Source organism: Micromonospora sp. NPDC048169, assembly GCF_040652815.1.
Lineage (GTDB): Bacteria > Actinomycetota > Actinomycetes > Mycobacteriales > Micromonosporaceae > Micromonospora.
In genome coordinates, this window is sequence record NZ_JBEZMS010000004.1 from 159,465 (window position 1) to 183,194 (window position 23,730).

25 protein-coding genes are annotated in these 23,730 nt (G+C 72.4%); 17 read left to right on the forward strand and 8 right to left on the reverse strand.

All coding sequences use genetic code 11. The features are described 5' to 3' along the window. Positions 1-64 precede the first annotated feature (64 nt). Positions 65-1,273 (reverse strand): DUF349 domain-containing protein, encoded by a 1,209-nt coding sequence (locus AB0D28_RS05685; RefSeq protein WP_357382587.1) that lies wholly within the window; start codon positions 1,271-1,273, stop codon positions 65-67. Between the two features lie 201 nt (positions 1,274-1,474). Between AB0D28_RS05685 and AB0D28_RS05690 the strand changes: the two genes are divergently transcribed. Genes AB0D28_RS05690 through dapF form a run of 3 tightly spaced genes read left to right on the forward strand, consistent with a single transcriptional unit; the run spans position 1,475 to position 3,952 of the window. Continuing rightward, entirely contained in the window at positions 1,475-2,194 is a 720-nt protein-coding gene (locus tag AB0D28_RS05690; protein ID WP_357382589.1) for a hypothetical protein, read from the forward strand. Beyond that, complete coding sequence (gene miaA, locus AB0D28_RS05695; protein WP_357382591.1) at positions 2,191-3,096, forward strand: tRNA (adenosine(37)-N6)-dimethylallyltransferase MiaA; 906 nt, start codon at positions 2,191-2,193, stop codon at positions 3,094-3,096. Before AB0D28_RS05690 ends, miaA begins: the two co-directional genes overlap by 4 nt. 7 nt (positions 3,097-3,103) lie before the next feature. Next, a complete protein-coding gene (gene dapF, locus AB0D28_RS05700; protein WP_357382593.1) occupies positions 3,104-3,952 on the forward strand; it encodes a diaminopimelate epimerase in 849 nt (282 codons plus the stop codon). A 304-nt stretch (positions 3,953-4,256) separates the two neighbouring features. Here the strand turns inward: dapF and AB0D28_RS05705 are convergent, their stop codons facing one another. Beyond that, positions 4,257-5,729: an NAD-dependent malic enzyme gene (locus tag AB0D28_RS05705; RefSeq protein WP_357382595.1), complete on the reverse strand. Its 1,473-nt coding sequence runs from the start codon at positions 5,727-5,729 to the stop codon at positions 4,257-4,259. Positions 5,730-5,925: 196 nt separating this feature from the next. On the opposite strand from AB0D28_RS05705, the gene hflX reads away from it, so the two are divergent. Both hflX and AB0D28_RS05715 read left to right on the forward strand, forming a co-directional pair. After that, a complete protein-coding gene (gene hflX, locus AB0D28_RS05710; protein ID WP_357382597.1) occupies positions 5,926-7,389 on the forward strand; it encodes a GTPase HflX in 1,464 nt (487 codons plus the stop codon). 50 nt (positions 7,390-7,439) lie between these two features. Then, positions 7,440-9,194 (forward strand): hypothetical protein, encoded by a 1,755-nt coding sequence (locus AB0D28_RS05715; protein WP_357382599.1) that lies wholly within the window; start codon positions 7,440-7,442, stop codon positions 9,192-9,194. A 57-nt stretch (positions 9,195-9,251) separates the two neighbouring features. Here the strand turns inward: AB0D28_RS05715 and lexA are convergent, their stop codons facing one another. Next, a complete protein-coding gene (gene lexA / locus AB0D28_RS05720; RefSeq protein WP_357382601.1) occupies positions 9,252-10,034 on the reverse strand; it encodes a transcriptional repressor LexA in 783 nt (260 codons plus the stop codon). 490 nt (positions 10,035-10,524) lie between these two features. Here lexA and nrdR point away from each other — a divergent pair, with 490 nt between their 5' ends. From nrdR to AB0D28_RS05735, 3 genes are all read left to right on the forward strand, one after another. Next, the gene (gene nrdR, locus AB0D28_RS05725) at positions 10,525-11,025 is read left to right on the forward strand and encodes a transcriptional regulator NrdR (RefSeq protein ID WP_269701244.1); all 501 of its coding nucleotides are present in this window, start codon (positions 10,525-10,527) and stop codon (positions 11,023-11,025) included. Positions 11,026-11,059: 34 nt separating this feature from the next. Then, positions 11,060-13,957 carry a vitamin B12-dependent ribonucleotide reductase gene (locus AB0D28_RS05730; protein WP_269701242.1) on the forward strand — a complete coding sequence of 966 codons (2,898 nt, stop codon included), beginning with the start codon at positions 11,060-11,062 and terminating at the stop codon, positions 13,955-13,957. A 140-nt stretch (positions 13,958-14,097) separates the two neighbouring features. Further along, complete coding sequence (locus AB0D28_RS05735) at positions 14,098-14,334, forward strand: DUF2188 domain-containing protein (protein ID WP_357382604.1); 237 nt, start codon at positions 14,098-14,100, stop codon at positions 14,332-14,334. Positions 14,335-14,440: 106 nt separating this feature from the next. Here AB0D28_RS05735 and AB0D28_RS05740 read toward each other — a convergent pair whose 3' ends face one another. Continuing rightward, complete coding sequence (locus AB0D28_RS05740; protein ID WP_357382606.1) at positions 14,441-14,629, reverse strand: DUF397 domain-containing protein; 189 nt, start codon at positions 14,627-14,629, stop codon at positions 14,441-14,443. A gap of 17 nt (positions 14,630-14,646) precedes the next feature. Beyond that, positions 14,647-15,537 (reverse strand): DUF5753 domain-containing protein, encoded by an 891-nt coding sequence (locus AB0D28_RS05745; protein ID WP_357382608.1) that lies wholly within the window; start codon positions 15,535-15,537, stop codon positions 14,647-14,649. Positions 15,538-15,619: 82 nt separating this feature from the next. Here AB0D28_RS05745 and AB0D28_RS05750 point away from each other — a divergent pair, with 82 nt between their 5' ends. The 5 genes from AB0D28_RS05750 (at position 15,620) to AB0D28_RS05770 (ending at position 18,125) form a co-directional block, all read left to right on the forward strand. Then, entirely contained in the window at positions 15,620-15,808 is a 189-nt protein-coding gene (locus AB0D28_RS05750; RefSeq protein WP_357382610.1) for a hypothetical protein, read from the forward strand. Beyond that, positions 15,805-15,984: a hypothetical protein gene (locus AB0D28_RS05755; RefSeq protein WP_013284757.1), complete on the forward strand. Its 180-nt coding sequence runs from the start codon at positions 15,805-15,807 to the stop codon at positions 15,982-15,984. The genes AB0D28_RS05750 and AB0D28_RS05755 overlap by 4 nt, the downstream gene beginning before the upstream one ends. Positions 15,985-16,195: 211 nt before the next feature. Beyond that, on the forward strand, positions 16,196-16,375 hold the full coding sequence (locus AB0D28_RS05760; protein ID WP_357382612.1) for a hypothetical protein: 180 nt from the start codon (positions 16,196-16,198) through the stop codon (positions 16,373-16,375). Positions 16,376-16,424: 49 nt separating this feature from the next. Continuing rightward, positions 16,425-17,360 carry a DUF2332 domain-containing protein gene (locus tag AB0D28_RS05765; protein ID WP_357382614.1) on the forward strand — a complete coding sequence of 312 codons (936 nt, stop codon included), beginning with the start codon at positions 16,425-16,427 and terminating at the stop codon, positions 17,358-17,360. Positions 17,361-17,483: 123 nt separating this feature from the next. Continuing rightward, on the forward strand, positions 17,484-18,125 hold the full coding sequence (locus tag AB0D28_RS05770; RefSeq protein ID WP_357382616.1) for a class I SAM-dependent methyltransferase: 642 nt from the start codon (positions 17,484-17,486) through the stop codon (positions 18,123-18,125). 59 nt (positions 18,126-18,184) lie between these two features. On the opposite strand, the gene AB0D28_RS05775 is transcribed toward AB0D28_RS05770, so the two are convergent. Together AB0D28_RS05775 and AB0D28_RS05780 are read right to left on the reverse strand one after the other, a co-directional pair. After that, the gene (locus tag AB0D28_RS05775) at positions 18,185-19,138 is read right to left on the reverse strand and encodes a hypothetical protein (protein WP_357382618.1); all 954 of its coding nucleotides are present in this window, start codon (positions 19,136-19,138) and stop codon (positions 18,185-18,187) included. After that, a complete protein-coding gene (locus tag AB0D28_RS05780; protein WP_357382776.1) occupies positions 19,135-19,731 on the reverse strand; it encodes an RNA polymerase sigma factor in 597 nt (198 codons plus the stop codon). Before AB0D28_RS05780 ends, AB0D28_RS05775 begins: the two co-directional genes overlap by 4 nt. Positions 19,732-19,895: 164 nt before the next feature. Between AB0D28_RS05780 and AB0D28_RS05785 the strand changes: the two genes are divergently transcribed. Continuing rightward, entirely contained in the window at positions 19,896-20,129 is a 234-nt protein-coding gene (locus tag AB0D28_RS05785; RefSeq protein WP_357382620.1) for a DUF5522 domain-containing protein, read from the forward strand. Positions 20,130-20,215: 86 nt separating this feature from the next. Next, positions 20,216-20,764 carry a hypothetical protein gene (locus AB0D28_RS05790; protein ID WP_357382622.1) on the forward strand — a complete coding sequence of 183 codons (549 nt, stop codon included), beginning with the start codon at positions 20,216-20,218 and terminating at the stop codon, positions 20,762-20,764. A gap of 74 nt (positions 20,765-20,838) precedes the next feature. On the opposite strand, the gene AB0D28_RS05795 is transcribed toward AB0D28_RS05790, so the two are convergent. Next, positions 20,839-21,525 (reverse strand): metal-dependent transcriptional regulator, encoded by a 687-nt coding sequence (locus AB0D28_RS05795; protein ID WP_269701234.1) that lies wholly within the window; start codon positions 21,523-21,525, stop codon positions 20,839-20,841. A gap of 97 nt (positions 21,526-21,622) precedes the next feature. On the opposite strand from AB0D28_RS05795, the gene AB0D28_RS05800 reads away from it, so the two are divergent. Together AB0D28_RS05800 and AB0D28_RS05805 are read left to right on the forward strand one after the other, a co-directional pair. After that, positions 21,623-22,480: a sulfurtransferase gene (locus tag AB0D28_RS05800; protein WP_357382624.1), complete on the forward strand. Its 858-nt coding sequence runs from the start codon at positions 21,623-21,625 to the stop codon at positions 22,478-22,480. A 47-nt stretch (positions 22,481-22,527) separates the two neighbouring features. Continuing rightward, a complete protein-coding gene (locus tag AB0D28_RS05805; protein ID WP_357382626.1) occupies positions 22,528-23,709 on the forward strand; it encodes an acetoin utilization protein AcuC in 1,182 nt (393 codons plus the stop codon). Positions 23,710-23,730 lie beyond the last annotated feature (21 nt).

Here is a 23,730-nt window from a genome sequence, read left to right on the forward strand (position 1 = left end):
GCCGACCAGGCCGAGGGCTCCCCTGAGATGTGTGTCCGCCGGCCCGCGGGCCGGGGCGCTCGTGTCAGCCGGCCTGCTCGGCGAGCTGGAGGAACTGACGCTTCGAGGCGAGCGCCTGCTCGGCCTCCTTGATCCGCCGGGCGTCACCGGCGGCCTGGGCCCGGGCCAGCCGGTCCTCCGCCTCGGCGACCTGGGCGCGCATCTGCGCCAGCAGCGGGTTGTCCTCCTTGGAGGTGCGCCGCCACGCCGAGTCCATCACCTCGCGGACCTTGTCGTCCACGGCCCGCAGCCGGCGCTCCAGCCCGGCGGCGGCCTCGCGGGGCACCCGGCCGGCCTCGTGCCACTGCGCCTGGATCTCCCGCAGCTTCGCCTGGGCGCCCTTCGGGTCGCCGTCCACGTCCAGCGCCTCGGCCTCGGCCAGCAGGGCCTGCTTGCGCTCCAGGTTGGCGCGCTGCTCGTTGTCGCGCGCCGAGAAGACCTCGCTGCGGCGGCTGAAGAACTCGTCCTGCGCGGCGCGGAACCGTTCCCAGAGCTTCTGCTCGGCCTCCTTGGCGGCGCGCGGCGCGGCCTTCCACTGGGCCATCAGGTCCTTGAGCTGACCGGCGGTGACACCCCAGTCGGTGGACTCCTTGAGCTTCTCCGCCTCGGCGACCAGCTCCTCCTTGACCGTCTGCGCCTGCTTGCGCTGCTGGTCGAGGGAGGCGAAGTGGGCGCCCCGGCGGCGGGTGAAGGCGTCCCGCGCGGCGGCGAACCGCTTCCACAGCTCACCGTCGGTCTTCTTGTCGACGCCGCGGATGGTCTTCCACTCGTCGAGGATCTCCTTGAGCCGGTCACCGGCGGTCTTCCAGCCGGTCGACTCGGCGGCCAGCTTCTCGGCCTCCTCGACCAGGGTGGTCTTGCGCGCCAGCGCCTCACCCCGGGCGGCCTCGCGGGCGGCCTTGGCCTCGCCGGCCTTCTCCTCGGCGACGGCGGCCAGCTTGTCCAGGCGGGCGGCGAGGGCGTCGATGTCACCGACCACGTGCGCCTCGGCCAGTGACCCACGGATCCGGCGGATCGTGGTCAGGGAGTGGCCGGCGTCAGCCGCGCCCGAGTTGAGCCGGGCCTCGGTCAGATCGACCTCGGTCACCAGGTCGGCGTAGCGCCGGGCGAAGTGGGCGAGCCCTTCCTCCGGTGCCCCTGCCTGCCAGGATCCGACCACCCGCTCGCCCTCGGCGGTCTTGACGTAGACGGTGCCGTCCTCGTCGACCCGTCCGAAGGCAGTCCAGTCGCTCATGTGCCCATCCTCGTTCTCCCGGCGTCGAGGGGAAAGCCCTCGGCCGCCGCCACGGCGCAGCAAACTTTCTCCCGGCATTGTCACAGGTCCGCCCCCGTCCGTGTCGAGCGCCTGTCGCCGACCGTGACCATACGGTGTTGTACGCCCTCGATGACCGGATCGGCGCGGGGACGCACCGGGGGACCCCGATAGGTTGGGGGCGTGCCACTGGTCGCCGCCGCCGTCTGCCCCCACCCGCCGCTCATCGTGCCCGAGCTGGCCGGCGCCGCCGCGCCCGAGCTGGACGACCTGCGCGCCGCTGCCGACGCGGCGGTCGCCCGGCTGCTCGCCGCCGGCCCCGAGGCGATTCTGCTGGTCGGCGGCGGACCCGAGACCGTCCGCTTCACCACCGCCGAGCACGGTTCGCTGCGCCCGTTCGGGCTGGACCGGTACGTGCGGCTCTGGAAGGTCAACTGCGCTGGTGGGACCCGCCTTCCGCTGAGCCTGACCGTCGGCGCCTGGCTGCTGAACCGCTCCGGCACGGAACTGCCCCGGCTGGCCCGGTCGGTGGCGCACGACGCCACACCGGCGGAGTGCGCGGCGTTCGGCGCGAGCCTGGTCGACGACGACGATCCGCGGGTCGCGCTGCTCGTGCTCGGTGACGGGTCCGCCTGCCGGGGCGTCAAGGCGCCGGGGTACGACGACCCGCGCGCCGAGGCGTACGACGAGGGGGTCGCCTCGGCGCTGGCCGGCGCGGACGCCGACGCCCTGCTCGGCCTGGACCCGGGGCTGTCGGCGGAGCTGCGGGTCGCCGGGCGGGCGGCGTGGCAGGTGCTGGCCGGCGCGGTCGGGGCGGCGGGCGGCGACTGGCGCGGCGAGCTGAGCCACCACAGCGCGCCCTACGGCGTCGCCTACTTCGTGGCGAACTGGGAGCGGGCATGACAGTCGTCGCTGTGGTCGGGCCGACGGCAGCCGGGAAGTCGGCGCTGAGCATCGCGCTGGCGCACGCGCTCGATGGCGAGGTGGTGAACGCCGACTCGATGCAGCTCTACCGGGGCATGGACATCGGCACCGCGAAGCTGACACCGGCCGAGCGCGAGGGCGTGCCGCACCACCTGCTGGACATCTGGCCGGTGACCGAGCCGGCCAGCGTCGCCGAATACCAGACGCTGGCCCGCGCGGCGGTCGACGACATCCTGGCCCGGGGCCGGGTGCCGCTGCTGGTGGGCGGCTCCGGGCTGTACGTGCGGGCGGTGCTGGAGCGCTTCGAGTTCCCCGGCACCGACCCGGCGCTGCGGGAGCGGCTGGAGGCGGAACTCGCGGCTGTCGGCTCGCTGCCGCTGCACGCGCGGCTGGCCGAGGCGGACCCGGGCGCGGCGGCGAGCATCCTGCCCACCAACGGGCGGCGGATCGTCAGGGCGCTGGAGGTGATCGAGCTGACCGGCGCCCCGTTCACCGCGTCACTGCCGTCGCCCACGCCGTACTACCCGTCGGTGCAACTCGGCGTGGACCTGGACACCGCGCTGCTGGACGAGCGGATCGCGCTGCGGGTGGACCGGATGTGGGCCGACGGGCTGGTCGACGAGGTGCGGGCGCTGGTCGGCGAGGGGCTGCCCGACGGGCGGACGGCCAGCCGGGCGCTCGGCTACCAGCAGGTGCTGCGGTTCCTGGCCGGCGAGCTGACCGAGACCGAAGCGCACGAGGAGACGATCCGCGCCACCCGCCGGTTCGTCCGGCGGCAGCGCTCCTGGTTCCGGCGTGACCCGCGCGTGCACTGGCTGGACTCGGCCTCACCCGGGTTTCTCGACACTGCCCTGCGGGCGGTCGCCGAGCATCGGCGATGATGGGGGCGTGGAGTTCACAAAGGGTCACGGCACCGGCAACGACTTCGTCATCCTGCCCGACCCGGACGGCACCCTCGACCTGACACCCGGCCTGGTCGCCGCGCTCTGCGACAGGCGGCGCGGGCTGGGCGGCGACGGCGTGCTGCGCGTCCTACGGGCCGCCAAACACCCCGAGGGCGTCGCGCTCGCGGGCGAGGCCGAGTGGTTCATGGACTACTGGAACTCCGACGGCTCGTTCGCCGAGATGTGCGGCAACGGGGCCCGCGTGTTCGTCCGCTACCTGCTGGACCGTTCGCTGGCCGTCGCCCCGCCGGGCGGGACGCTGCCCATCGCCACCCGCGCCGGCCTGGTGCGGGCCCGCGTCGAGGGCGCCGACGTCGCGGTCGAGATGCGCCGCCCCCGGCTGTACGACACGGCCACCGCCACGCTCGGCGGGCTGACGGTGCCCGGCACCGCCGTGGACGTCGGCAACCCGCACCTGGTGTGCCCGCTGCCCGCCGCGCTGGAGCTGGCCGCGCTCGACCTCACCCGCGCGCCCGAGGTGGACGCCTCGACGTTCCCGTCAGGGGTGAACGTCGAGTTCACCACGCCGGGCGAGCCGGTCGCCGGCACCGACGGGCACGTGCTGATGCGGGTCTACGAACGCGGCTCGGCCGAGACGCTCTCCTGCGGGACCGGCGCGTGCGCGGTCGGCGCGGTGGCGTTGCGCGACGCCGGCCTGGACACCGGCACGGTGGCGGTGGACGTACCCGGCGGACGCCTCACTGTCACCGTCACGGCCGACTCCTGCTGGCTCTCCGGCCCCGCCGTCCTGGTGGCCACAGGCACCCTGACTCCCGCAGCCCTCCACCCGTAGCCCACCCCCGCCCTCCCGCCCCCGCCCCTCCCCGCCCCCTCCCCGGTGATCAAGGAGTTTGCGGCGGATTCCGGCACTCCGGATGACACAAACTCCTTGATCAACACGGTGACGGGTGGGGCTGGCCGCACGCCGGGTCGCCGAGCCGCTGATGCTGGAGATCTTGGACGATTCGGGCCCCTATGAGGGCCGTTTCCTTCCAAGATCTCGGGCGAATCCGCGTGCGTGGCCGGGAGACGTGGTCGCGTGTGTAGGCGGAGGGTGTGCGCGTGCGCTGGGAGGTCGGAGCGGGTGCCGGGTGGTGTCAGGGGGTGGCGCTGGCGTTGGCGGCGATCTCGGGCAGGTCGGCGGGGCCCGGGTCGGCCGCCGGGGCGGGGGTCGCGGCCGGGTTCTGGGCGGCGGCCCGTACCGCCGCGGCCACGGCCGGGGCGACCCGGGAGTCGAAGACGCTCGGCACGATCACCGTCGGGTTGATCTTGTCTTCGCCGACGACGTCCGCGATGGCCCGCGCGGCGGCGATCGCCATCTCCTCGGTGAACTCCTCGGCGTGCGCGTCGAGCATGCCGCGGAACACGCCGGGGAAGGCGAGCACGTTGTTGATCTGGTTCGGCTGGTCCGAACGGCCGGTGGCGACCACCGCGGCGTACTTGCGGGCCTCCCGCGGGTCCACCTCCGGGTCGGGGTTGGCGAGCGCGAAGACGATCGAGTCCTTCGCCATCGCGGCGACGTCGTCGCCGGTGAGCAGGTTCGGCGCGCTCACGCCGATGAACACGTCCGCGCCGCGTACCGCCCCGGCCAGGTCACCGGAGTAGTTCTCCTTGTTGGTGTTCTCGGCCAGCCACTGCCACGCCGGGTTGAGGTCCGGCAGGTCGCGGTGCAGGGCGCCCCTGCGGTCGTACGCGATGATGTCGCCCACGCCCTGACGCAGCAGCAGCTTCATGATCGCGGTGCCGGCGGCGCCGGCGCCGGAGACCACGACCCGGACGTCCGCGAGCTGCTTGCCCACGACGCGCAGCGCGTTCGTCAGCGCGGCCAGCACGCAGATCGCGGTGCCGTGCTGGTCGTCGTGGAAGACCGGGATGTCCAGGGCCTCGCGCAGCCGGGCCTCGATCTCGAAGCAGCGCGGCGCGGCGATGTCCTCCAGGTTGATCCCGCCGTACGCGGGCGCGATCGCCTTGACGATCGCCACGATCTCGTCGGTGTCCTGGGTGTCGAGCACCACCGGCCAGGCGTCCACCCCGCCAAAGCGCTTGAACAGGGCCGCCTTGCCCTCCATCACCGGCAGCGACGCGGCCGGTCCGAGGTTGCCGAGGCCGAGCACCGCGGTGCCGTCGCTGACCACGGCGACCGTGTTGCGCTTGATGGTGAGCCGGCGGGCGTCGGCCGGGTTCTCCGCGATCGCCATGCAGACCCGGGCCACCCCCGGGGTGTACGCGCGGGACAGCTCGTCACGGGTGCGCAGCGCGACCTTCGGGGTGACCTCGATCTTGCCGCCGAGGTGCAGCAGGAACGTCCGGTCGGAGACCTTGCGTACGTCCACCCCGTCGAGCGCGGTGAGCGCGTCGACCACCTGGTCCGCGTGGCCGGCGTCGGCGGTGTCGCAGGTGAGGTCGACGATCACGTTCGTGGGGTCGGAGTCGACCACGTCCAGCGCGGTGACGATGGCCCCGGCCTCGCCGGCGGCGGTGGTGAGCCGGCCGATGGAGGAGGCGTCGGCGGGTACCGCGATCCGGATGGTGATGGAGAATCCGGCACTCGGCAGTCGTGTGTTTGCCACGAGAAACTCCTCCGTCGGCGCTGAGCGGCTCGACTCGCATTTCTACTCGCCCGCCCTGGTGGACCGGCATCCGCCCCCGCTACCCGTCGGTAGCGTCACGGGCATAACACAGGTGCGCCCGGCGTTGACACATGTCAGGATTGCTGTCACGCGCCGAAAATTCTCGGCGTGGCACATAACGGACAGGAGACGCGGTTTGCGCGAGCAGGAGACCTTCCATCCCTACGAGGACGACGAGCTCGACGCCACCACAGGCGAGTACGAGCTGTCGGAGCGGCAGGCGCTGCGGCGGGTCCCCGGCCTCTCCACCGAACTCACCGACGTCACCGAGGTCGAGTACCGCCAGCTCCGGCTGGAGCGGGTCGTCCTGGTGGGCGTCTGGACCGAGGGCACCCAGACCGACGCCGACAACAGCCTCACCGAGCTGGCGGCGCTGGCCGAGACGGCCGGCTCGCAGGTGCTCGAAGGGCTGATCCAGCGCCGGAACCGGCCCGACCCGGCCACGTACATCGGCCGCGGCAAGGTCGACGACCTGGGCGCGGTGGTGCTGTCCACCGGCGCCGACACGATCATCTGCGACGGTGAGCTGTCGCCGTCCCAGCTGCGCAACCTGGAGCAGCGCACCAAGGTCAAGGTGGTCGACCGGACCGCCCTGATCCTGGACATCTTCGCCCAGCACGCCAAGAGCAAGGAGGGCAAGGCGCAGGTCGAGCTGGCCCAGCTCGAATACCTGCTGCCGCGCCTGCGCGGTTGGGGCGAGACGCTGTCCCGGCAGACCGGTGGTAGCGGCCGCGGCGGTGGCGCCGGCGGCGGCGTGGGCCTGCGCGGTCCCGGTGAGACCAAGCTGGAGACCGACCGGCGGCGCATCCGCCACCGCATCGCGCGGCTGCGCCGCGAGATCAAGAGCATGGCGACGGTACGCCAGACCAAGCGCGCCCGGCGCACCCGTAACGCGGTGCCCGCGGTGGCCATCGCCGGCTACACGAACGCCGGCAAGTCCAGCCTGCTCAACCGCCTGACCGGGGCGGGCGTGCTGGTGGAGAACGCGTTGTTCGCCACGCTGGACCCGACCACCCGCCGGGCCACCACCTCCGACGGGCGGCTCTACACGCTGTCCGACACGGTCGGGTTCGTCCGGCACCTGCCGCACCAGATCGTCGAGGCGTTCCGCTCGACGCTGGAGGAGGTCGCCGACGCCGACCTGGTGGTGCACGTGGTCGACGGCACCCACCCGGACCCGGAGGAGCAGGTCCGGGCGGTCCGCGAGGTGCTTACCGAGGTGGGCGCCGACCGGCTGCCGGAACTACTGGTGGTGAACAAGACCGACGCCACCGACGAGGAGACGATGCTGCGGCTCAAGCGGCTCTGGCCGGACGCGGTCTTCGTCTCCGCCCACAGCGGGCGCGGCGTCGACGAGCTGCGCGAGGTGGTCGAGCGGCGCTTGCCGCGGCCGGCCGTCGAGGTGCGCGCGGTGCTGCCGTACGACCGGGGTGACCTGGTCGCCCGGGCGCACCGGCAGGGTGAGGTGCTCAGCACCGCGCACCTGCCCGAGGGCACGCTGCTGCACGTACGGGTCAGCGAGGGGCTGGCCGCGGAGCTCGCGCCGTACCGGGCGGGTGACCGGCTGACGAGCGACGAGCGGGTGGGCGCCGGGCGGTGAGCCGTCCGGCGTCACCCGCCGGAAACCCGCTCCGTGCGACACTGAGCGTCATGCGGCACGTTGTCTCCTCGGTCACGCTCGCGCTCGGCCTGGTCGGCGCGGTCGTGGCGCCGGCCGGGCCGGCCCCGGCGGCCCCCGCCGCGGCCCCCGTGCTGGCCGCGGCACCCAAGAAGAAGTGCACTGTCGAGGACGGCCGCCTCCGCGAGTTGTCCGGGCTCGTCGCCATCAACGGCGGGTACGTCGTGGTGAACGACAGCTCGGACGACCCCGCCCGCAAGCGGGTCTTCTACCTGGACTCCAAGTGCAAGGTGGACAAGGATGTCCGTTACTCCGGTGACGGCCCGCTCGACACCGAGGACCTGGCGCTCGGGCCGGACGGCAAGACGCTCTGGATCGCCGACACCGGCGACAACATCGACAAGAAGACCCGCCGGGAGCGGGTCGCGGTGTGGACGATGCCGCTGAGCGGCTCGAAGCAGCCGGTGCTGCACCGGCTCACCTATCCGGGCAAGGAGCCGCACGACGCGGAGGCACTGCTCGTCGGCGACGACAACCTGCCGTTGGTGATCACGAAGGAGCTCTCCGGCAAGGCGGAGATCTACACCCCGACGGCGAAGCTGAAGACGAGCGGCAACCCCGAGCCGATCCCGATGAAGAAGGTCGGCGAGGTCACGCTCCCGAAGACCAGCACCGACAACAAGCTCGGCTCGCCGGGGCGGGTGCTGGTCACCGGCGCCGCCCGCTCGCCCGACGGCGGCAAGGTGGTGCTGCGCACGTACGCCGACGCGTTCGAGTTCGACGTCACCGGCGGCGACATCGTCAAGGCGATCACCACCGGCAAGCCCCGGGTCACGCCGCTCGCCGACCCGTTCGGCGAGGCGATCTCCTACACGCCGGACGGGAAGTCGTTCGTCACCGTCTCCGACGGCGGCACGCTCGACGACTCGGACCCGATCGACATCCTCAGCTACACCCCGTCCACCACGGGCGCGGAGGCGCTTCCCAACGGCGGCAAGGCCCCGACCAAACCGGCCGCCAAGCAGTCGTGGCTCGAAGGGCTCTCGCTCGACGAGATCACGTACCTGATCGCGGCGGTCGGGGTGCTCGGCGCGCTCCTGGTCGGCGCGGGCGTCTTCGGCATCCTGCGGGCGCGGCGCAAGCCGGCGCCCCGGGCGCCCGCCGACGAGCCCGAGCGCAGCGGCGAGTTCCCGGTCAACAACGGCTTCCCGTCGGCGGAACGGCCGGAGGCGCCGCGCGGCGGGGTCTACGGCGGTGGTCAGGGCGGCGTCTACGGCGGCGCGCCCAACGGCGACCGTCCGGCGTCCGGCGGCGTCTACGGCGGTGGCCGGCCCGGCGGCGGCGTGTACGGCGGCGGCCCCCAGGACGGCGGTCGCGGCCAGGGTGGCGGCCGTCCTCCGAGCGGTACCCGTCCGCCGGGCGGCGGCGTGTACGGCGGCGGCGGAGCCCCGGCCGGCGGTGGAGGGCGCGGTGGCGGCGTCTACGGCGGAGGAGGCCAGGGCGGACCGGGTGCCGGCCAGGGCGGTCCCGGTCGTGGCGGCCCGGGTGGCGGCGGCCAGGGCAGTCCGGGCCGTGGCGGTCCGGGTGGCGCCTACGGCGGCGGTCCCGGCGGGGCCGGGCATCGCGGACAGCCCAACGGCGGCGGACCGCGCGGCGAGGGCGGCCGGGCCGAACCGCCGCGTCGCGGACCGGATCCGCGTGGCGCGCGGCGCGACGACGGCTACGACGACAGGGGCCGGTACGGCCCGGTGTCCGGCGGCCGGGAGTACCGCGGCGACCGCTACTGAGACGACACGCAGAAGGGGTGACCGGCGGACCGGTCACCCCTTCTGCGTCGCTGTCGCTCAGATGCGGCGCAGCACCGCCACCACGCGGCCCATGATGGTGGCGTCGTCGCCGGGGATCGGGTCGAAGGCCGGGTTCTGCGGCATCAGCCAGACGTGCCCGTCGCGGCGCCGGTAGGTCTTCACCGTCGCCTCGCCGTCGAGCATCGCGGCCACGATGTCGCCGACCTCGGCGTTGGGCTGCTGCCGGACGACCACCCAGTCGCCGTCGCAGATCGCCGCGTCGAGCATCGAGTCGCCCTTGACCTGGAGCATGAAGACCTCGCCCTCGCCGACCAGCTCGCGGGGGAGGGGGAAGATGTCCTCCACGGCCTGCTCGGCCAGGATCGGCCCACCGGCGGCGATGCGACCCAGCATCGGCACGTACGCCGGGGTGGGCCGCTGCGCGCGGGCGGCCTCGTCGTCGGCCTCGCCCGGGGCCCGGACGTCGACGGCGCGCGGCCGGTTCGGGTCGCGGCGCAGGTAGCCCTTCTTCTCCAGCTCCTTGAGCTGGTAGGCGACGCTGGACGGGGAGACCAGCCCGACCGCCTCGCCGATCTCGCGCACGCTCGGCGGGTAGCCGTGCCGCTCGACCCAGGTGCGGATGAACTCCAGGATCCGCCGCTGCCGGGCGGTCAGGTCGACGGTCGCCGGGTCGGGGAAGCTGCTCACCACCGGGGTGACCGGACGCACCGCCGCGGGGGCGGTGCGGCTGCGGGCGGTGCGGGGGCGACGGGTCGCCGGAGGACCCGCCCCGTCGTTCGGCTGCGGGTTCTTCTGCCGGCTGGCCCGGTCCTCGGTCACGTCCGTCCCTCCCTGGTCGGCGCTGGGGTGCCTCGTCGGCTCGTGGTGCGTGTGGTCTGACCGTATAGGTGAGATCGGCCATTTTCAAACATCTGTACGACCTGCTGTCGGCGTGTCGCGCCGAATTCCTGGATTTCCGAACTGGTGTTCTGATAGAAGGGTACGCCGCTCGAACGGATGTTCTATCGCGGCCGCCCGTGACCGGCACGGGAGGCCGTCCGTTGGGCTCCTCGGTGGCGGCGCGCCGGGCGTGATGCGGATGACGCGCCGGACACGCCGACCAACTTGACCTCGCTTGGGGTTCGGCATACGGTCGACCCCTAGATGTAGTAGTCACACGGGCGTAAGTTGCCCACAGGTTGGGTTCCACTACCGAACGCACTCCCGCACCGCGCACTCGGCGACGGTCATCCGACGATGGCTCCGCCGTGTCGACGCGTGCCCGCGAGCCGGTAGGTGTGCCCGCGATCGACGACAGGAGGTCGGGCGAATGCGGTGTCCGTACTGCCGGCACGCCGACTCCCGGGTGGTCGACTCGCGGGAGGCCGACGACGGCCAGCTCATCCGGCGGCGACGGTCGTGCCCGGAGTGCGGCAAGCGGTTCACCACCGTCGAGGAGGCGGTGCTCGCGGTGGTCAAGCGCAGCGGGGTGACCGAGCCGTTCAGCCGTACGAAGATCATCGGTGGGGTGCGCAAGGCGTGCCAGGGGCGGCCGGTCGACGACGACTCGATCGCGCTGCTGGCACAGAAGGTCGAGGAGACCGTGCGGGCCAAGGGGGCGGCCGAGATTCCCAGCCACGAGGTGGGCCTGGCCATCCTCGGCCCGCTGCGCGACCTCGACGAGGTGGCCTACATGCGGTTCGCCAGCGTCTACCGCTCCTTCGACTCGCTCGCCGACTTCGAGCGCGAGATCGAGTCGCTGCGGGCCGCCGCGCGCGCCCGGGAGGGCGCCGGTGCCGGTGCGGCGGACGCCGCCGGCGCGATCAGCTGACATTTTCGGGTTTCTGACAGGTACACGAGGCGCGGTGGGTGACCGTGCCGACGAGGGGGGCGAGGGCGTGACGACCAGCAGGTCACGGAACAAGGCCGGGGCGGGGCTGAAGATCGAGCGCGTCTGGACGACCGAGGGGGTGCATCCTTACGACGAGGTCGCCTGGGAGCGCCGCGACGTCGTCATGACGAACTGGCGGGACGGCTCGATCAACTTCGAGCAGCGCGGGGTGGAGTTCCCCGAGTCCTGGTCGGTGAACGCGGCGAACATCGTGACCACCAAGTACTTCCGGGGCGCGGTGGGGACCCCGGAGCGGGAGTGGTCGCTCAAGCAACTGATCAACCGGGTGGTCGAGACCTACCGCACCGCCGGTGAGGAGTACGGCTACTTCGCCACCCCGGCCGACGCCGAGGTGTTCGCGCACGAGCTGACCTGGATGCTGCTGCACCAGGTGTTCAGCTTCAACTCGCCGGTGTGGTTCAACGTCGGTACGCCGTCGCCGCAGCAGGTCAGTGCCTGCTTCATCCTCTCCGTCGACGACTCGATGGACTCAATCCTCGACTGGTACAAGGAGGAGGGCCGGATCTTCCAGGGCGGCTCGGGCGCCGGGGTCAACCTGTCCCGCATCCGTTCCTCGAAGGAACTGCTCTCCTCCGGCGGCACCGCCTCCGGCCCGGTCAGCTTCATGCGCGGCGCGGACGCCTCCGCCGGCACCATCAAGTCCGGTGGCGCCACCCGGCGTGCGGCCAAGATGGTCATCCTCGACGTGGACCACCCGGACATCGAGGAGTTCGTGGCGACCAAGGCGCGCGAGGAGGACAAGATCCGCGCGCTGCGGGACGCCGGGTTCGACATGGACCTGGGCGGCGCCGACATCGTCAGCGTGCAGTACCAGAACGCCAACAACTCGGTCCGCGTCTCCGACGAGTTCATGTCCGCTGTGGAGAACGGCGGCGGCTTCGACCTGCGCGGCCGGCTCGACGGGCAGACCATCGAGACGATCGACGCCAAGAAGCTGTTCCACACCATCTCCCAGGCCGCGTGGGAGTGCGCCGACCCGGGCCTGCAGTACGACGACACCATCAACGACTGGCACACCTGCCCGGAGACCGGGCGGATCACCGCGTCGAACCCGTGCTCGGAGTACCTGCACCTGGACAACTCCTCGTGCAACCTGGCCTCGCTGAACCTGATGAAGTTCCTCCGCGCCGACGGCGGCTTCGAGGTGGAGAAGTTCGTCAAGTCGGTCGAGTTCGTCATCACCGCGATGGACATCTCGATCTGCTTCGCCGACTTCCCGACCGAGAAGATCGGTGAGACCACCCGCGCCTACCGGCAGCTCGGCATCGGGTACGCCAACCTGGGCGCGCTGCTGATGGCCTCCGGCCTGCCGTACGACTCGGAGCAGGGCCGGGAGGTGTCCGCCGCGATCACCTCGCTGATGACCGGCACCGCCTACCGCCGGTCCGCCGAGCTGGCCGGCATCGTCGGCCCGTACGACGGCTACGCCCGCAACGCCGAGCCGCACAAGCGGGTCATGCGCAAGCACGCCGCCGCCAACGACGCGATCAAGCCGACCGGCACCGTGGCGACCGCCGTGCAGCGCGAGGCGACCAAGCAGTGGACGCTGGGCAACAAGCTGGGTGACAAGCACGGCTGGCGCAACTCGCAGGCCAGCGTGCTCGCCCCGACCGGCACCATCGGCCTGATGATGGACTGCGACACCACCGGTGTCGAGCCGGACCTGGCCCTGGTGAAGTTCAAGAAGCTGGTCGGCGGCGGCTCGATGCAGATCGTGAACCAGACGGTGCCGCGCGCCCTGCGCAGCCTCGGCTACCCCGAGGAGCAGGTCGAGGCGATCGTCGAGCACATCGCCGACCACGGTCACGTGGTGGACGCCCCGGGCCTCAAGCCGGAGCACTACCCGGTCTTCGACTGCGCGATGGGCGAGCGCTCGATCGCGCCGATGGGTCACGTGCGGATGATGGCGGCGGTCCAGCCGTTCATCTCCGGCGCCATCTCCAAGACGGTGAACATGCCGGAGCAGGCCACCGTCGAGGACGTCGAGAAGATCTACTTCGAGGGCTGGAAGCTCGGCCTGAAGGCGCTGGCGATCTACCGGGACAACTGCAAGGTCGGCCAGCCGCTGTCGGCTGCCAAGCCGAGCAAGGGCGCCGTCGAGGCCCAGGCCCCGGCCGCCGCGCCGGAGAAGGTCGTGGAGAAGGTCGTCGAGTACCGCCCGGTGCGCAAGCGGCTGCCGAAGAAGCGCCCGTCGGAGACCATCTCGTTCTCGGTCGGCGGCGCGGAGGGCTACCTCACCGCCTCGTCCTACCCGGACGACGGCCTCGGCGAGGTCTTCCTCAAGATGTCGAAGCAGGGCTCGACCCTGGCCGGCGTGATGGACGCCTTCTCGGTGGCCATCTCCATCGGTCTCCAGTACGGCGTCCCGCTGGAGACGTACGTCAGCAAGTTCACCAACATGCGCTTCGAGCCGGCCGGCATGACCGACGACCCGGACGTGCGCATGGCCGCCTCGGTGATGGACTACATCTTCCGTCGCCTGGCGCTGGACTTCCTGCCGTACGACCGCCGCGCCGAGCTGGGCATCTTCACCGCCAAGGAGCGGGCCGCCCAGCTCGCGGCCGAGGCGGAGGCGGAGGCGAGCGGTGCGGACCTCACCGCGATGGCCGCCTCCGCCCCGGTCGAGGCGCCCGAGCCGAAGACCGGCCCGATCGCCCAGCCGGCGCAGGAGATGGCCGACGCCGCGGCCGTGAAGCCCGCGCCGTCTGTGGGTTCCAGCACCGAACTGCTGGAGGCCGTGATCGGCAAGGCCGCCGACGCGCCGCTCTGCTTCACCTGCGGCACCAAGATGCGGCCCGCCGGTAGCTGCTACGTCTGCGAGGGCTGCGGCTCCACCAGCGGCTGCAGCTGACGAAAGCAACGAGCCCCGGGCGTTGGCGCGCCCGGGGCTCGTGAGCCGGGACGGAGCCCCGACCTGTTTCCTTGCAGAGACAGATCTTCGCTCCTCCCGGCTCGGTCAAGCAAGTTAATCGAGTAGGAGTGGAGAAAATCATGGCTGATAAGCCCAAACCTGTTCATGTCGTCCCTCGCGACGGCGCGTGGGCTGTGGTCCGGGAGGGAAATCAGCGGGCATCGTCGCTGCACCCGACTCAGGCGGAAGCCGAGAGGGCTGGGCGGCCAGTAGCCCGGGCGGACCAGACGGAGTTCTACCTTCACGGCAGAAACGGTCAAATCCGTGAGCGAGACAGCTATGGGAACGATCCGAATCCGCCCCGTGACTCACGCTGACTAGAGGGCCGGGGCGTACGCGAAGGCGTGCGCCCCGCTTGCCATCATTCGTCCTCGCGGCTGGCTTAAGGGCCAGCGATGAAGTGTATGTACCGGCAGGTCCGGGTTAGCGCAGAGTGCGGAGGAACGCCTGCCATGCCTGACACCCGAAGCGTAGAACGGGACCGGCCGCATCCTTGCTGTCGCGGATCAGGATGTTCTCGCTGACGGCGGCAACCTCTACGCACGCGCCGCCGTTGTTGTCGCTGCGACTCGACTTGCGCCACTTGAGGCCGAGGCGATCCGGGCTTGTCACGGCCACCTCCAGTTCCGTCAGCGTGCCAGCTCATCCGCCAGTTGCCGGATGAGCTTGCGCGACTCTACCGGCCCGAGCGCGGCGGCACGGAGCCGGTCCCACAGCCGAGTGTAGGCCCGCACCGCGTCCGGTCGGTCGAGGTAATCCGCGTCCGTGAACGTCTCTACGTAGATCACATCCGAGCCGGCGTCGTCGCCGAAGCGCAGGATGATGAAGTTGAAGGACGCCGTTTCGTAGGTCTGCGCGTCGAAGGGGAAGACCTGGAGCGAGACGTTCGGCTGGTTGCTCACCTCCACGAGGTGGCGGAGTTGGTCGCTCATGGTGTCGACGTCACCGATGTTCCGCCGGAGCGCGGACTCGCTCAGGATGAAGCTCAGCTCTGGGCCGCTTTCCTGGCGCAAGATCGCCTGCCGTTCAAGCCTGATGGCGACCGTCAGGTCCAGATCCTCGTCGTTGGGGCGCGGGTGGGCGGTGGCGTTCATCGCGCGGATGTAGGGCTCGGTCTGGAGGATGCCGGGAACGACCTCCGGTTGGTACCAGCGAATCTCCGACGCGTCGCCCTCTAGGTCGAGGTACTGGCGGAACCAATCGGGTACGGCGTTGCGGTATGTGCTCCACCGCCCTCGCTGGCGCCCGGCACGAGCGAGTTCCCGTAACGGCTCGGCTTCCTCGCCCGTAACGCCGTACAGGTCGAGCAGGAGATGCAGGTCGGTCAGCTTGATGCCCGACTGGCCCAGCTCGATGCGGCTGATCTTGCTCGCTGCGGCATCGATGACTGCTGCCGCCTCGTCCTGCGTCCTGCCGGCGTGCTCCCGAGCCCGCTTGAGCGCGAGTCCGAGCCGCCTGCGCTGGATTGTCGGGTTGACCATCGGCTGATTATCGCCCTCCGCATCGAGATGACGCGACACGCTCGGCAGGGTTCCAAAACAGGAGTCCAACTTTTAGTCTAGTTGGGCTTCCAAAATGGAAGTCTAAATTTGGGAGGGCGGCATGCGTACTCGTGTGTCGTACGAGGAGTACGTGGTGGCGGTCGCGCTGACCCTCGCTCGGCGGCACCGGCCGGTGTGGTCCTGGCGGCGGTGGCGGCGGATCTGCCGCTGCGGTGCGGAACTGCCGTGCCGCGCACGCCATCGCATCCCGATCCGTCGCGGCCACTGGCCGGGAGAGGAGCAGACGTGACGGAGTCGCAGGTCCGGCAGATCCTGTCGGTGCACGTACCCGGCCTCGACGGCTTCTGCACGGGGTGTCGGGCATGGTGGGCGCGCCTGTCTCCGTACCCCTGTCAGCAGGTCGAATGGGCGGCCCGCCGGCAGGCGCGGACCGCCACCCGGCGCTTCCTGGACGGCCTCCGGTGACCACCCACGGGCCGGTTCTTCCGGTGTGGAGCTGCGGTGGGTGTGGCGCTCCGTGGCCCTGCCCGACGCGGCGTCGTGAGCTGCGGGCCGAGTTCGCCGGAGCGCCGGTGTCGTTGGGCTTGTACATGGGGTCTTATCTGGTGTGGGCGGCGGAGGATCTGACCTGGATGCCGGCCGGGGTGTTGCATCAGCGCTTCCTCGGGTGGGTGCGATGAGTGTCATTCGGCCGGGCGACGAACGGTTTCACTACTGCGACGGCTCGCACCGGTGGGTGCCGCTCGATCCTGACTTCGACCAGGAGATCTGGGAGGCCATGGTGCGCGAGCACCAACAGCGGCACCTGGAGGAGATCTCCCGGGGACTTCGTCCCCGTCGGCCGAAACGGCCGTAGGTGCCCACTGTCACATCCCATCGTGTACGCGAGCTGGAATGCTCGGGGGATGAGCACGACCGACATCTATCGGGTCTTCGCCGAGCGGGAGACGCGCGGCGTGTCCCCGGCGTACGAGCGGTTGTCGCGGGCGGTGGCCGGTGACCCGGAGCTGCTCGCCCTGCTCGACACGCTGCCGCCGGCCAAGCGTCAGCCGAACCTGCTGTTCGGGGTGGTGCGGTTGCGCGGCGGGCCGGTGGACGACCCGGCGGCGTTCCGCGCGTACGTGATCGCGCACTGGCCGGATGTCGCGGCGCAGATGCGGGTGCGGGCGACGCAGACGAACGAGGCCGGGCGCTGCGCGGTGCTGCTGCCGGTGCTCGCCGCGTTGCCGCAGCCGCTGGCGTTGCTGGAGGTCGGCGCGTCCGCGGGGCTGTGCCTCTACCCGGACCGGTACGCCTACCGGTACGGCGACCGGCATCTCGGCGGGGGTGAGCCGGTGCTCGACTGTGACCTGACCGGCGTCGAGCCGCCGCGGCGGCGCCCGGAGGTGGTGTGGCGGGCCGGGCTGGACGTGAACCCGCTCGACGTCACCGCCCCGGCCGACGTGGCCTGGCTGGACGCGCTGATCTGGCCGGAACACCGGCACCGCCGGGAGCGGCTGCGCGCCGCGGCGGCGATCGCGGCGGCCGACCCGCCCCTGCTGGTACGCGGTGACCTGGTCGACGACCTGCCGGCGCTGGCGGCGCAGGCCCCGGCCGGGGCGACGCTCGTGGTGTTCCACAGTTCGGTGCTCTACCAGGTGCCGCCGCCACGGCGGGACGCGTTCACCGCGCTGGTCCGGAGCCTGCCGGGCCACTGGATCGCCAACGAGGATCCGTCGGTGCTGCCCCACGCGGCATTGCCCGAGCCACCCGCCGACGGCTTCCACAACGTCCTGGCCCTCGACGGCCACCCCGTGGCCTGGACGACAGGCCACGGCCAGTCCCTCACCTGGTTCCGCTGACCCACCCGTTCTGTCTTCGTTGATCATGAAGTTGACGGCGCGACACGCCGGGCGCGACGGCCGTCAACTTCATGATCAATCAGGTCGGGCGAGCCGGGCAGGCGGCGACTAGGGTCGGCGGGCGTGACCGAACCTGCCTGGCTGGTCGAGACGCGCGCCGCCTACGACACCGTCGCCGAGGACTACGCGCGGCTGCTGCCCGACGTGGTGGAACCACCGCTGGACCGGGCCCTGCTGGCCGCGTTCGCCGAGACGGTCGGGCCGGGCCGGCCCGTGCTGGAGGTGGGGTGCGGCACCGGTCGTGTCACCGACCACCTGCACCGGCTCGGCCTCGACATCAGCGGGGTCGACCTCTCGCCCGGCATGGTGGCGGTGGCCCGGCGGACGTACCCGGACCTGCGCTTCGAGGTCGGCTCGCTGACCGAGCTGACCGTGCCGGACGGGTCGCTGGCCGGGCTGGTCTCCTGGTACTCGGTCATCCACCTGCCACCGGACCTGCTGCCGGAGGTGTTCGCCGGCTTCCACCGGGTGCTCGTCCCGGGCGGCCACCTGCTGCTCGCGGTGAAGGCCGGCGACCGGCTCGACCGCCGGGAGCAGGCATACGGCCACCGGGTCGGGTACGACGTCTACTGGCTGTCGCCGCAGCGGCTGGCCGCGCAGCTCGCGGCGGCCGGGTTCGCGGTGACGGCGACGACGGTCCGCGCGCCGGCCGACGGCGAGCGGCAGCCCCAGGCGTTCCTGCTCGCGCAGCGTCCGGCCGATTGAACCGGACGCTGCGCGAAGCGCGCCGCCGACCTCGCCGGAACGGGTCGGCAGCGGGACGGTCAGGGCCGCCGCGGAGTCACCGAGATCTGCTCGGCGATCGCGACGACCTGGTCGACGGAGAGCCGCAGCGGCGCCTGCAGGTTGACCACCGCTCCGCCGGGCACCTCGGCCTGCAGGAACCAAATACTGTCGGCGCGGATCAGATGGGCTTCCCGGCCGCCCACCGTGACCTTTCGCTCGTCCCGGGCCCCCATCACGTTGCGCAGCAGGTCCGGGTCACGGCGTGCAACGACCTGCACGGTGAGCGTCTCGTCGGAGGAGTCGCCCTGCAGGGTCAGGATGGTGTCGTTCTTGAAGAAGGCGAGCCGCCAACCGCGTGGCGCCAGCCGGACCCGCAGCGGCACCTGCTGCGGCTCGTCGACGAGGTGCTCGGCCAGCCGGAGTAGCGCCGCGTCGTCGGCGAACATGCCGTGGCCGGTCAGCGACACCCACTGACCGGCCCTGCGTTCCCACGACATGTCGAGCCGGCGGGGTCCGCCGGGGTCCGACTCCTCGTAGATTTCGGCCGGGCGGCCTGCGACGGTCACCGGACGCGACGTCGTCGCGATCCGTGCCGGTCGGCTGTCCCAGACGAAGAGGTAGACGTCGTCGGTGGCACCGCGGGACAGGTATACGGCGAGAAACTGGCCCGGAGCGTAGCTGTAGCGAGGTGGGTCCAGCGTCGCCGGCCGCGACCGCAGGGTCAGCGGAAACTCCGGGATCGTCGCAGCCACCAGGGTCAACGGCTCCGCCGATCGGTCGAGCGGACGTACCGCGAGGCCAATGCCCGCCCCGGCCGCCATCGTGGCCCCGGCTGCCACCAGGAGCGTCCGCCGCCGCAGCGGCGGAACGGTCCGGCGTACGGATGCGGCGGCGAACTCGCCGGCGAGGCGGTCCCGCGCGAGGCGGAGCGTCTCGGTGGACGGTTCCGGGGCGTCCGGCCCGTGCGTACGCAGCAGGTCGATCTCGTTCATGTCGGCTCCTCGGGGGCGAGCGCGAGTCGGGTGAGTCGGCGGGCACGGTGCAGGCGGGAGCGGACGGTACCGAGCGGGATGTCGAGCACGGCGGCGATCTGCTCGTACGACAGGTCCGCCCACGCGGTGAGCAGCAACACGTCCCGGTCCCGCCGGTGCAGCGATGCCAGGGCCAGGGCCAGGTCCCGGCGCAGGGCGGCGGCGTCCAGCCGGTCGACCGCGTCCTCGATTACCGGCGCTGCGACCTCGCCGGCGGCGAGCCGGGCCAGCGCGCGGTAGCGGCGTTCCTCGGTCCGCACGTGCCGGCGCACGAGGTTGGTGGCGATCCCGAAGAGCCACGGCCGTACGCCGACGTCCGAGGTGTACGACGCCCTCCGCCGGAATGCGACCAGGAAGGCCTCGGCCAGTAGATCGTCCGCCGGCGCACCGATCCGGCGAGCCAGATAGCGGTGCACGGGGACGGCATGCCGGTCGAACAACGGACCGAACCGCTCCGGCTCGGCGACGGACGCGCGGATCACGTCGTCGTCCGACGGCTCGTCGGGCGGCCCGACCCCAGGAGATTCCCGCTCGTGGGCCTCGGCCCGGCGCATTTTGTTCGTCACACCCGTTCATGCCCGGTCGGCGCGGACCGGTTCACGGCGCAACCGCATCCGCTCCTAGTGTCCCTCCCGAACGGCCGGCGCGACGGGAGGTACCGGCGTGAGCACCCAGGGCGTCGCGCGAGGGTAAGGAGGCTACTCCGTAGACTCCAGCGGTGCGTGACGAGCTGGCGGACCGGCCCCTGACCGAACCGCACCCGTCGCGGCTGTCGCCGGACCACCCGGAGCGGGAACGAATCCTGGCCGCGCACGCCGCCGCACTGGCCGCCGGGGAGGCCGGCTACCTGGACCCGGAGACCGGGCTGTTCGTGCTCAGCGCGGGCTTCCTGGCGAGGCGCGGCACGTGCTGCGGGCGAGGCTGCCGGCACTGTCCGTACGTGGCCGATTAGGGGCTTCCGTCCCCGCTGGGGCACCCCGTACGGTGTCCGACGGAACTCCGGCGGGTCGGACCCGCCGCCGACCGCGGAGGTCTCCCGTGCGCGCCCGAATCTGGCTGGCCGTTCCGGCCGTCCTGCTCGCCGCCGGCTGCGCCGAGGAGGCGCCGACCGGGTCCGGACCGCCCGCTCCGCCCCCGCCGGTCCCGGTGGCGGCGGCGTCCTCGGGCGGGGCGTGCCGGCTGCTCGACTTCGCGGTGATCGCCGAGCACACCGGCGGCACGTTCGATGTGGCGGCGGCCACGGAGCGGGGCGACACCCACACCTGTGTGGTCCGCGCGGCGAGGGCGGTGCTGCCGGAGCTGACGCTGTCGGTGACGGAGACGTCGATCGACGCGGCCACGTTCACCTTGGACGTGCAGCCCAGCGGCGCGGCGAAGATCAGCAAGCTGGGCAAGGCCGCCTACCGGCGCACGCTGCCCAAGACCGCGAAGTCCGGACCGGCCGCCGAGGTCGGCTGGCTGGCCACCGAGGGCCGGCTCGCCACGCTGCGCTGGACCGCCCCGCCCGGCACCGCGAAGGCGGAGGCGGACAAGACGGCCGGCAAGCTGGTCACGCTGGCCAAGGTGATCGACACAAGGCAGCTCTGACCGGAGGTCGCCATAGCAGCTCTGACCGAAGGTCGCCATAGCAGCTCTGACGGGACGTCAGGGCCGCCGGAGAGTCAGCGGGCCGCGACGAACACCCGGGACGCCACCTCGCGGGGCAGCCGGACCCGGTCACCGGAGCGGTCGATCGAGACGGCGTCGCGTTCCTGCGCCACAGTCACCGTCGCGCCCGGGTCGACGCCGGCGGCGTGCAACTGCCGGAGCACGTCCGAGTCGGTCTGCACGCTTTCGCAGATCCGCCGCACCACGACGGTGCCGGACAGGCCGGGGAAGGCCAGGTTGCGCTCACCCTCGACGGCGTCGGCGGGCACCAGGCCCGGGTCACCCAGCTCCTCCAGGCCCGGGATCGGGTTGCCGTACGGCGAGCGGGTCGGGCGGTTGAGCAGGTCGAAAACCCGCTTCTCCACCGCGTCGCTCATCACGTGCTCCCACCGGCAGGCCTCCTCGTGGGCCTCCTCGTAGGGCATCCCGATCACGTTGACCAGCAGCAGCTCGGCCAGCCGGTGCTTGCGCATCACGGACACGGCGGTGTTGCGGCCCTGCGGCGTGAGGGTCAGGTGCCGGTCGCCCTCGACGGTGAGCAGGCCGTCGCGCTCCATGCGGGCGACGGTCTGGCTGACGGTCGGGCCACTCTGCTTCAGCCGCTCGGCGATGCGGGCACGAAGCGGCGGCACCCCCTCCTCCTCGAGTTCGAGGATGGTGCGCAGGTACATCTCGGTGGTGTCAACAAGGTCGTGCTTCACGTCTGCGGCCTCCTGGGCTCCGATGGTACCCGTTACCACCGACCATCGACGCAGGCGAAGCCGGAGGTGATGCGCCGGATGGTGTTGACTGGACCGTATGTCCGCCACCGCAGACCTGCTGGTCGAGCCCGACCGGCTCGTCGCCGAACTCGATCACGCCGACCCGCCGACCCTGCTCGACGTCCGCTGGCGGCTGGCCGGCCCGCCCGGGCGCGACGACTACACCGCCGGCCACCTGCCCGGCGCCGTCTTCATCGACCTGGACACCGAGCTGTGCGGGCCGCCCGGCGCCGCCGGGCGGCACCCGCTTCCGGACCCGGCGGCGTTGCAGGCCGCGCTGCGGGCCGCGGGCGTCCGCGCGGGTCATCCGGTGGTGGTGTACGACGGCGGCGACGGCATGTCCGCCGCCCGCGCCTGGTGGACGCTGCGCTGGGCCGGGCACCGGCAGGTGCGGGTGCTGCACGGCGGCTTCCCCGCCTGGACGGCCGCCGGGCTGCCGGTCGACACGAGCGTGCCCGCTCCGGCGCCCGGCGACGTGACTGTGGCACCCGGCGCGTTGCCGGTGCTCGACGCCGCACAGGCCGCCCGGCTCGCCGCCGCCGAGCCCGGCGTGCTGCTGGACGTACGGGCCGCGCCGCGCTACCGGGGCGAGCACGAGCCGGTCGACCCGGTCGCCGGGCACGTGCCGGGCGCTGTCAACGTGCCCGCCCCGGAGTACGTCACGCAGGGCCGCTTCCCCGACGCCGGGGAACTGCGGGAACGGTTCGCCGCCGCCGGGGTGGACGCGGACGCGCCGGTCGGCGCGTACTGCGGCTCCGGGGTGACCGCCGCGCAGGCGGTGCTCGCGTTGCACCTGGCCGGTCGCCCGGACGCCGCGTTGTACGTCGGCTCGTGGAGCGAGTGGGTGGCCGACCCGGACCGTCCGGTCGCGACCGGTGGCACGTCCGGCCGGTGAGCGCACGTCAGGTGGGCGCACCCGGGCCCACGTGCGACGATGGCCGCATGGCCGACGACACGGTTGTGGTGTGGGACGAGGCGCTCCTCGCCTACGACATGGGCGACCATCCCCTCGACCCGGTCCGGGTCGAGTTGACCATGGCGCTCGCCCGCGAGCTGGGTGTGCTGGACCGGCCCGGCGTGCGGCTGGTCAAGCCCGAGCCGGCCGACGACGCGCTGCTCACCCGCGTCCACGATCCGGCCTACCTGGACGCGGTCCGGTCCGCGCCGCGTGACCCGCTGTTCGCCGGCTTCGGTCTCGGCACTTCGGACAATCCGGTCTTCGACGGGATGCACGAGGCGAGCGCGCTGATCGCCGGCGCCACCACTGCCGCGGTCGAGGCGGTGTGGCGCGGCGAGGCCCGGCGCGCGGTGAGCGTCGCAGGCGGCCTGCACCACGCGATGCCCGCCCGGGCCGCCGGGTTCTGCGTCTACAACGACCCGGCGGTGGCCATCGCCCGGCTGCTCGACCTCGGCGCGCAGCGAATCGCGTACGTGGACGTCGACGTGCACCACGGCGACGGCGTGCAGGAGATCTTCTACCGCGACCCGCGGGTGCTCACGATCAGCCTGCACGAGACGCCGCTCGCGTTGTTCCCCGGCACCGGGTTCCCGGACGAGACCGGCGGACCGGGCGCCGAGGGCACCGCCGTCAACGTGCCGCTGCCGCCCGGGGTCGGCGACGCCGGCTGGCAGCGGGCGTTCCACGCGGTCGTGCCGTCGGTGCTGCGCGCGTACCGGCCGCAGGTGCTCGTCACCCAGTGCGGCGCCGACGGGCACCGCAAGGACCCCCTCGCGGACCTGCACCTCTCCGTGGACGGGCAGGCGGCCACGTACCGCACGCTGCGGGCGCTCGCCGACGAGCTGTGCGACGGCCGCTGGGTCGCCACCGGCGGCGGCGGGTACGCGCTGGTCGAGGTGGTGCCCCGGGCCTGGACGCACCTGCTCGCGGTGGCCACCGGAGAGCCGGTCGACCCGGCCACGCCGACCCCGCCCGGCTGGCGGGACCTGGCCGCGCGGCGGCGTCCCGGGCACGAGGTGCCGTTGCGGATGACCGACGACGTGGACCCGTCGTACCTGCCGTGGCAGCCCAGCGGCGAGCCGAACGCGGTGGACCGGGCCGTCGCGGCCACCCGCAAGGCCGTCTTCCCGCTGCTCGGGCTCGACCCGCACGACCCGCGCGACTGAGCCGGCGGCAGGGGGAGGACC

Coding starts and splice junctions, on each gene's coding strand:
- AB0D28_RS05685 (WP_357382587.1), bottom strand. CDS start 1,273: ATGAGCGACTGGACTGCCTTCGGACGGGTCGACGAGGACGGCACCGTC.
- miaA (WP_357382591.1), top strand. CDS start 2,191: ATGACAGTCGTCGCTGTGGTCGGGCCGACGGCAGCCGGGAAGTCGGCG.
- AB0D28_RS05715 (WP_357382599.1), top strand. CDS start 7,440: ATGCGGCACGTTGTCTCCTCGGTCACGCTCGCGCTCGGCCTGGTCGGC.
- nrdR (WP_269701244.1), top strand. CDS start 10,525: ATGCGGTGTCCGTACTGCCGGCACGCCGACTCCCGGGTGGTCGACTCG.
- AB0D28_RS05735 (WP_357382604.1), top strand. CDS start 14,098: ATGGCTGATAAGCCCAAACCTGTTCATGTCGTCCCTCGCGACGGCGCG.
- AB0D28_RS05750 (WP_357382610.1), top strand. CDS start 15,620: ATGCGTACTCGTGTGTCGTACGAGGAGTACGTGGTGGCGGTCGCGCTG.
- AB0D28_RS05760 (WP_357382612.1), top strand. CDS start 16,196: ATGAGTGTCATTCGGCCGGGCGACGAACGGTTTCACTACTGCGACGGC.
- AB0D28_RS05765 (WP_357382614.1), top strand. CDS start 16,425: ATGAGCACGACCGACATCTATCGGGTCTTCGCCGAGCGGGAGACGCGC.
- AB0D28_RS05775 (WP_357382618.1), bottom strand. CDS start 19,138: ATGAACGAGATCGACCTGCTGCGTACGCACGGGCCGGACGCCCCGGAA.
- AB0D28_RS05780 (WP_357382776.1), bottom strand. CDS start 19,731: ATGCGCCGGGCCGAGGCCCACGAGCGGGAATCTCCTGGGGTCGGGCCG.
- AB0D28_RS05800 (WP_357382624.1), top strand. CDS start 21,623: ATGTCCGCCACCGCAGACCTGCTGGTCGAGCCCGACCGGCTCGTCGCC.
- AB0D28_RS05805 (WP_357382626.1), top strand. CDS start 22,528: ATGGCCGACGACACGGTTGTGGTGTGGGACGAGGCGCTCCTCGCCTAC.